Annotated in this window: 9 protein-coding genes and 1 pseudogene; 3 read left to right on the forward strand and 7 right to left on the reverse strand. The window is 72.8% G+C overall.

From position 1 onward, the window contains the following. Positions 1-176 precede the first annotated feature (176 nt). Positions 177-1,295: an NAD-dependent epimerase/dehydratase family protein gene (locus KRR39_RS23925; protein ID WP_216939826.1), complete on the forward strand. Its 1,119-nt coding sequence runs from the start codon at positions 177-179 to the stop codon at positions 1,293-1,295. Between the two features lie 6 nt (positions 1,296-1,301). On the opposite strand, the gene KRR39_RS23930 is transcribed toward KRR39_RS23925, so the two are convergent. Further along, positions 1,302-1,487 carry a hypothetical protein gene (locus KRR39_RS23930; protein WP_216939827.1) on the reverse strand — a complete coding sequence of 62 codons (186 nt, stop codon included), beginning with the start codon at positions 1,485-1,487 and terminating at the stop codon, positions 1,302-1,304. A 145-nt stretch (positions 1,488-1,632) separates the two neighbouring features. Between KRR39_RS23930 and KRR39_RS23935 the strand changes: the two genes are divergently transcribed. After that, entirely contained in the window at positions 1,633-2,004 is a 372-nt protein-coding gene (locus KRR39_RS23935) for a SpoIIAA family protein (RefSeq protein ID WP_216939828.1), read from the forward strand. Positions 2,005-2,017: 13 nt separating this feature from the next. Here the strand turns inward: KRR39_RS23935 and KRR39_RS23940 are convergent, their stop codons facing one another. From KRR39_RS23940 to KRR39_RS23965, 6 genes are all read right to left on the reverse strand, one after another. After that, positions 2,018-2,434: a DUF7144 family membrane protein gene (locus KRR39_RS23940; RefSeq protein ID WP_216939829.1), complete on the reverse strand. Its 417-nt coding sequence runs from the start codon at positions 2,432-2,434 to the stop codon at positions 2,018-2,020. Positions 2,435-2,529: 95 nt separating this feature from the next. Continuing rightward, positions 2,530-2,916 (reverse strand): VOC family protein, encoded by a 387-nt coding sequence (locus tag KRR39_RS23945; RefSeq protein ID WP_216939830.1) that lies wholly within the window; start codon positions 2,914-2,916, stop codon positions 2,530-2,532. A gap of 32 nt (positions 2,917-2,948) precedes the next feature. Further along, the gene (locus KRR39_RS23950) at positions 2,949-3,590 is read right to left on the reverse strand and encodes a phosphatase PAP2 family protein (RefSeq protein ID WP_216939831.1); all 642 of its coding nucleotides are present in this window, start codon (positions 3,588-3,590) and stop codon (positions 2,949-2,951) included. A 56-nt stretch (positions 3,591-3,646) separates the two neighbouring features. Further along, on the reverse strand, positions 3,647-4,045 hold the full coding sequence (gene mscL, locus KRR39_RS23955) for a large conductance mechanosensitive channel protein MscL (RefSeq protein WP_216939832.1): 399 nt from the start codon (positions 4,043-4,045) through the stop codon (positions 3,647-3,649). Between the two features lie 53 nt (positions 4,046-4,098). Next, entirely contained in the window at positions 4,099-4,725 is a 627-nt protein-coding gene (locus KRR39_RS23960; RefSeq protein WP_216939833.1) for an SAF domain-containing protein, read from the reverse strand. Positions 4,726-4,800: 75 nt separating this feature from the next. Further along, on the reverse strand, positions 4,801-5,175 hold the full coding sequence (locus KRR39_RS23965; RefSeq protein WP_216939834.1) for an FmdB family zinc ribbon protein: 375 nt from the start codon (positions 5,173-5,175) through the stop codon (positions 4,801-4,803). Between the two features lie 14 nt (positions 5,176-5,189). Between KRR39_RS23965 and KRR39_RS25435 the strand changes: the two are divergent. After that, positions 5,190-6,809: pseudogene (locus tag KRR39_RS25435) on the forward strand (penicillin acylase family protein); the annotation flags it as partial. Between the last annotated feature and the right edge of the window lie 14 nt (positions 6,810-6,823).

Here is a 6,823-nt window from a genome sequence, read left to right on the forward strand (position 1 = left end):
CGGATCGTCCGCTGACCGGACGCTCGGCGCGGAGATTTAACGGCCGGTCCGGTCGTCCGGCTTGCCGTTATCAGTCCGTTACCCGACACTGAGGCGGTCAGGGCGACGCCGCGATGCACCGTTCGCGCGTCGTCGACCCGGGTCCGGGGGGACCTCAGACCGCGAAAGGTCCTCGTATGAGGGTGGCTGTCACCGGCGCCACGGGCGTCATCGGCTCTGTCGTCGTGCCCTTCCTGGTCTCCTCCGGCCACGACGTGGTCGGCCTCGCCCGCACGCCGGAGAAGGCCCGCTTCCTGGAGGCGCTGGGTGCCTCGGCGGCCCGCACCACCCTGTTCGACGGCGACGGCCTGGCCGCGATGTTCGACGGCGCCGACGCGGTCTGCAACCTGGCCACGCACATCCCGATCGGGCTGTCCGGCCTGCGGCCCGGGGCGTGGCGGGTCAACGACCGGCTGCGCACCGAGGGCGTACGTCGCGTGGTGGAGGCCGCGCGCGAGGCGGGCGTCCGCCGGGTCGTGCAGGAGAGCGTCTCGTTCCTCTACGCCGACCAGGGCGACGAGTGGGTCGCGGAGGACTCCCCGCTCGCGATCACCCGGGCCACCGAGCCGGCGTCGGTGGGGGAGTCGCACGTCCAGGAGTACGCCTGCGGCTCGCGCACCGGCGTCGTGCTGCGGCTGGGCACGATCATCGGCGACGACCCGATGACCCGCTTCCAACTGCGCTCCCTCCGGCACGGACGCCCGATCGGCCTCGGCTCGCCGGAGGGCTGGGCGCACGTCGTGCACACCGACGACCTCGCCGGGGCGGTGCTCGCCGCGCTGAGCGCGCCGAGCGGGGTCTACAACGTCGGCGCCGAGCCGGTCCGCCGCTTCGAGATGGTCGCCGGTTTCGCGGCGCACGCCGGGCGCGAGAGCATCGACTTCCATGGGACCCCTGCTGCACCGCGTCGGCGGTGCCCGCCTCGAGCCGTTGGCCCGGTCGCTGCGCGTGAGCTCGGACCACTTCACCGCCTCGACGGGGTGGAGCCCGCAGCGCGCCAAGTTCGACTCGACCTGGTTCGACTCCGCGAGACCCAGCGAGACGCTGCGATGAGCCCGACGCCCGACCCCGACGAGCGGCCGGTCCCGGCCACCCCCGAGCTGTCGGAGGCGGAACGGCGCCGGCGTCGTGCGCTGGTGTTCGGGGACGTGCTGCCGGACAGCACCCGCGACGAGCGCGGCGACGAGGGTGAGGGCGAGCCGCGCGAGGGCAGCGACGAGTGGTTCCGCCGTCAGGTCCCCCCGCACCACGGCTGAGCCGTCCTACTCGCGGGCGATCCGGGCGAGGTCCGCGGTCAGGTCCATCACGAGCTCGACGGTGTGCAGCACGCCCAGCACCACCGCCACCAGGACCGTCGACCCCACCCGGAGCCAGACCTCCTCCTCGGTCAGCCCGGTCCCGTCGGCCACGGCACGGACGATCTGGTGGGTACGGCTGGTCGGGCTCACGGTGTCGCCTCCGGGACGGGCGGATGGTCGCCGACCACCCTCTCCCGCCCGGGCCGGCCCCACCTCACCCCCTGCGGACGACCCGCCAGAGTCGCCGGGTGGGCGGGAGGTTGACGCGGACGCGGAGGCTGCCGAGAGTGGAGACATGATCCGTCTTCTCTCTCACATGCCGGCCGGCGTGCTCGGGCTGGAGGCGGTCGACGACGTGGAGAAGGAGGACTACGAGAACGTCGTCGTCCCCGCGATCGAGGCGGCCGTCGCGGAGCACGGCAAGGTCCGCCTCGTCTACGTCCTCGGGCCGGAGTTCGACGACTACGAGGGCGAGGCCGTCTGGGAGGACCTCAAGCTCGGCGCGCGGCACCCGACGGCGTTCGAGCGGATGGCCGTCGTGACCGATGCGCGCTGGGCCGGGCCGGCGATCAAGGTGCTCAGCCTGCTGTGGCCGGGGCAGGCGCGCGCGTTCCCGTTCGCCGACCTGGAGGCCGCGAAGCGCTGGGCCGCCGAGGACGCCGGCTGACCCGGCGTGCCCGCTACGGGTTCGCCCAGTCCTCGCGGAGCCGCCTGCACAGCGCCCAGATCACCGCGACGTCCACGGCGATGATGGTCAGCGCCCACAGCGGGTAGTAGGGCATGAACAGGAACTGGGTGAGCGCCGACAGCGCGGCCAGGAAGATGCCGGTGAAGAACGCCCAGGACTGGCCCGCGACGATCGCGATGCCGGTCGCCACGGCGAGCGCGCCGACCACGAGGTGGAACCACCCCCACACGGTCAGGTCGAACTCGTAGACGTACTGCGGCGTGGACGCGTAGACCTTGTCCTTGCGGACGGCGGAGACCCCTTCGAAGAACTGGAAGAGCCCCGCGGTGGCCAGGATGATCCCGCCGAAGAGCGAGACCCCGTGGGCCAGCCCGCTGCGGGCGAGGATGTCGTCGTCGGTGCTTGCCATGGCGGTCCCCTTCGCTGCCGGCTCCCGACGCTAGGGGCGGTGGGGCGGCCCCGTCATCATCCGGGTCGGACGAGACCTGGGCGGCCGGTGGCGGGTCAGTCCCAGCCGGTGAGGGTCGAGGAGCTGCTGGCGCAGAACACCAGGCCCTCGGGGTCCTCCAGCACCGCCCACGTGTCCGGGTTCGCCAGCGTGTCCGGGTCCTGGCGGAACTCGACCAGGCGCGCCCCGAGCCCGGTCAGGCGGTCCACCTCGTCGGTGAGGGGTCCGTCGGTGACCACGTCCAGGTGGAGGCGGTTCTTCTGGGTCCGGGGCTCGGGGACCTTCATGAAGTAGAGAGGAGCAGCCAGCCCGGCCGGGTCGCGCACCAGGAACTCCTCGGTGTTGCGCTCGACCACCTCGTAGGACAGCACCTGGGACCAGAACCCCGCCTGCCGGCCCGGCTCGGCGCAGTCCACGACGACCGCGAGCAGCGATGCCGACACGACGCCCACCTCCTGGCTGTCAGATGCCCCCCTCACGCCATGCTGCCACCGCGGACCCGGGCCCGGAAGCCTGTCCCGCTCGCCTGCACGCGGGGCCGGAACAGCAGCAGCGTCACCGCGGACAGCCAGACCAGCGCGAGCAGCAGCGCGGTCAGCACGTCGGTCAGGTGGTGGGCGCCCTGGTACATCCGGGCGGCCATCGTGAGGACCGGGACGAGCGCGAGGAGCAGGGTGGCCGGGCGCGACACCCGGGTGAACGTCCAGAGCAGGAGCAGCAGCGTCCACACCACGGCCGTCGACGTCATCGTGTGACCGGACGGGAAGCTGTGGTCCGGCACCAGCCCCTTGTCGAGGATCTCGACGGGCGGCCGGTCCCGCGGGTCGAGCTGGGTCGCGACGAGGTAGACGCCGAGCAGGCCGCCGTACCCGACGGCGACGAAGGCGAACGGCACCCAGGTCCGGCGCCACAGCGAGAAGCCGACGCCGAGCAGCAGCAGCGCGACGATGCCCGCGAGGGTGTCCCCGAGGAAGGTGCCCACCTCGGCCACCGTGTCGAGCGTCGGGGTGCGCTGGTCGGCGAACCAGCGAGCGAGGTCGTTCTCCCGGACGCCGACCGAGCCGGCCAGCGGGCCGGTGAGCAGCCGGCCGACGCCGACCACGGCGGCGCACAGCACCAGCCAGCAGGCGGCGAGCAGACCGGCCGTGCGTGCGGTGGAGGGCGCGGAGCGGTTCAGCTGAGACCGCCCCCGCCCCGGACGTTCGTGCTGCCGGCGCGACCGGCGAGCAGGTCGCGGATCTCGGTCAGCAGCGCGATGTCGGGTGCCGGGGGAGTGGGCTCCTCGCCCCTCGACATCCGCTCCTGCAGCTTGTTGTAGGGCGTCACGACCAGGAAGTAGACGACCGCGGCCATGATCAGGAACGAGATCACGGCGGTCAGCCAGGCGCCGATCGAGATGCCGCCGGGGCTGTAGCTGGAGAAGTCCGGGGTGCCGCCCACCTTGCCGACGAGGTCCATGATCAGCGCGACGGTGGCGGTGACCACGGTGGCGAACGCCGCGCCGATGACGAACGCGACGGCGAGCTCCACCAGGTTGCCGCGCATCACGAAGTCCTTGAAACCCTTGAGCATGACTGTCTCCTCCGAGAAGGCCGAGGGGCTGGCTGGTGCGGACAGGCAGCACGCTAGCGGGTCAGCACCACCGACAGGAATGCCGTGACCGAGGCCTGTGCGACGGTTGGGGCGGTGAGGTCCGGAACGCCGAGCACGACGAGCGCGCCCGAGGTGAGGCCGGGGGACTCCGGCCCGGCCCGCGGGATCGCCAGCACCGGTGCGTCCCGCCCCACGAGGCGTGCCGCCGAGTCGGACTGCGGGTCCGCCGCGAGCAGGTCGACGCGGTCCCCGACCCGCAGCAGGCGTACGGCGGCCGGGTCGCCGATCCGCACCGGGACCGCGACCAGCCCCGGGTAGCCGGCGAGCAGCGACCGGGTCACCAGCCGGGCGTCGGTGACCGCCTCGCCCGCGCGCACCGGCCCGGTCGTCGTACGCCCGACGGCTGCCGCGGCCGGGAGCACGCCCGCGGGCACGCTGCCCGGGTCGAACGGGGTCCGGACCAGGTCACCGGACCGCACCACCGTGCCGGCAGGGAGGTCGCGCGCCGCGGTCAGCACGAGGGTGCGGGGCGGGGGAGGCGCCGCGTTGGCCTGCAGGGCCGCGGCCACCGCGACCGCCGCGCACAGCGCCGTGAGGGGACGGCGGTGGGTGAGCGCGACGCGACGCAGGCGGCGCAACGAGGCCGGGAGACGGGGCATCGACCCAGGCTAGGAGCCCCGCCGGGACCGCGTCGGCCGTCGTCCACAGGGCCCGGGTCGGGTGGGACCGAGGGGTCAGGCGGCGCTGGGGGAGTTGCTGGACGAGGTCGCGGCGGACGTGTCCGACGACTTCTTCGACGACGAGCCGGCCGGGCTCGACTTCTCCGAGGACTTCTCCGATGCGGTGGAGGAGGACGAGTCGCCGCTGCTGCCGGAGTGGTCCGAGGTCGCGGGAGACTTCGGCGCGGAGCCGTTGCCGGCGGACTTGCCGTCGGTGCGGCTGTCGTTGCGGTAGAAGCCGGACCCCTTGAACACCACACCGACGGCGTTGAACACCTTGCGCAGGCGACCCTCGCAGACGGGGCACACGGTGAGTGCGTCGTCGGTGAAGCTCTGGAACTGCTCGAACGAGTGGGTGCACTCGGTGCAGGCGTACTGGTAGGTGGGCACGGGTCCTCCACGGGATGCTCATACGTCGTCCCCGGGGGTCTCGACTGGCACTCCGGGGACTCGACTGCCAAGTATCGCAACGTCGGGACGATTCACAAACTTCCCGGCCGTGCCGCGTGGGGGCGCGGCGGGAGCGGGGGACCGCAACAGGCACAATTGCCGCCGTGCCCGACACCCCCGCAGCGACGCCCGCTCCCTCCTCGACGGCGGCGCCGCGACGTGGCTTCCGGGCCTGGCCGCGCTGGAGCCGCTGGTCGGCGTACGGCGTCCTGGCGGTCGTCCTGCTCCTGGTGGCCGCGCTCGTCGCGGGCGTCGTGGTGGTCCGCCAGTCCTTCCCGCAGACCTCCGGCGACCTGTCGCTGCAGGGCCTGGACGGCACCGTCAAGGTGCTCCGCGACGACCACGGCATCCCGCAGGTCTACGCCGGGACCAGCCACGACCTGTTCTACGCGCAGGGGTTCGTGCAGGCCCAGGACCGGTTCTTCGAGATGGACGTCCGCCGGCACACGACCGCCGGACGGCTCTCGGAGATGTTCGGCGAGGCCACCCTCGAGACGGACAAGACGATCCGGACCATGGGGTGGCGCCGGGTCGCGGAGCAGGAGCTGTCCCGGCTCCAGCCGGCGACGCTGGCCTACCTGCAGGCCTACAGCAACGGCGTGAACGCCTACCTGCACCGGCACTCGCCCTCGGAGATCTCGCTGGAGTACACCGTGCTCGGGCTGAAGAACTCCGACTACCAGATCGAGGACTGGACGCCGGCGGACTCCGTCGCGTGGCTCAAGGCGATGGCGTGGGACCTGCGCGGCAACATGGACGACGAGATCGAGCGCGGCCTGATGTCGGCGACCCGGACGCCGGCGGAGATCGCCGAGCTGTTCCCGCCCTACCCCTACGACCGGCACCGCCCGATCGTCGACCAGGGCGCGGTCGTGGACAAGGTGTTCGAGCAGGACGCCACCCGCGGCGGCACTCGCAAGCCGTCCCGCCCACCCGTCTCGAGGGCGGCCGAGGGCGCCCTGGAGCGGGTGCACCGGGCGGTGCGCGACCTGCCGGCCCTGCTCGGCAAGGGCGACGGGCTCGGCTCGAACGCGTGGGTCGTGGACGGCGACCACTCCACGACCGGCGAGCCGATCCTGGCCAACGACCCGCACCTCGGGGTCTCGATGCCGGGCATCTGGTACCAGATGGGCCTGCACTGCACGACGCTCACCGACGACTGCCCCTTCGACGTCTCCGGGTTCACCTTCTCCGGCCTGCCGGGCGTGGTCATCGGCCACAACCAGCAGGTCGCCTGGGGCTTCACCAACCTCGGCCCGGACGTCATCGACCTCTACCTCGAGAAGGTCGAGGGCAGGACCTACCTCTACGACGGCGCGCAGCGCCCGATGCGGATGCGCGACGAGGAGATCAAGGTCCTCGGCCGCTCGAAGCCGTTCCGGTTCACCGTCCGGGCCACCCGGCACGGTCCGCTGCTGTCCGACGTGTCGCCCGAGCTCAGCACCGTGGGCGCGAACGCCCCGGCGGGCGAGGACGCCCCGGACCGCGGCAACGGCTACGCCGTGTCGCTCGCCTGGACCGCGCTCACTCCGGGCAGCACGGCGGACGCGATCTTCGAGATCGACAAGTCGGGCGACTGGGAGCAGTT

It is taken from the genome of Nocardioides panacis (assembly GCF_019039255.1).
GTDB classification, from domain to species: Bacteria; Actinomycetota; Actinomycetes; order Propionibacteriales; family Nocardioidaceae; genus Nocardioides_B; species Nocardioides_B panacis.

What these genes read in the sequence shown, in the direction of transcription:
- KRR39_RS23925 (WP_216939826.1), top strand. Translation starts at nt 177, where the DNA reads ATGAGGGTGGCTGTCACCGGCGCCACGGGCGTCATCGGCTCTGTCGTC.
- KRR39_RS23935 (WP_216939828.1), top strand. Translation starts at nt 1,633, where the DNA reads ATGATCCGTCTTCTCTCTCACATGCCGGCCGGCGTGCTCGGGCTGGAG.
- KRR39_RS23940 (WP_216939829.1), bottom strand. Translation starts at nt 2,434, where the DNA reads ATGGCAAGCACCGACGACGACATCCTCGCCCGCAGCGGGCTGGCCCAC.
- mscL (WP_216939832.1), bottom strand. Translation starts at nt 4,045, where the DNA reads ATGCTCAAGGGTTTCAAGGACTTCGTGATGCGCGGCAACCTGGTGGAG.
- KRR39_RS23960 (WP_216939833.1), bottom strand. Translation starts at nt 4,725, where the DNA reads ATGCCCCGTCTCCCGGCCTCGTTGCGCCGCCTGCGTCGCGTCGCGCTC.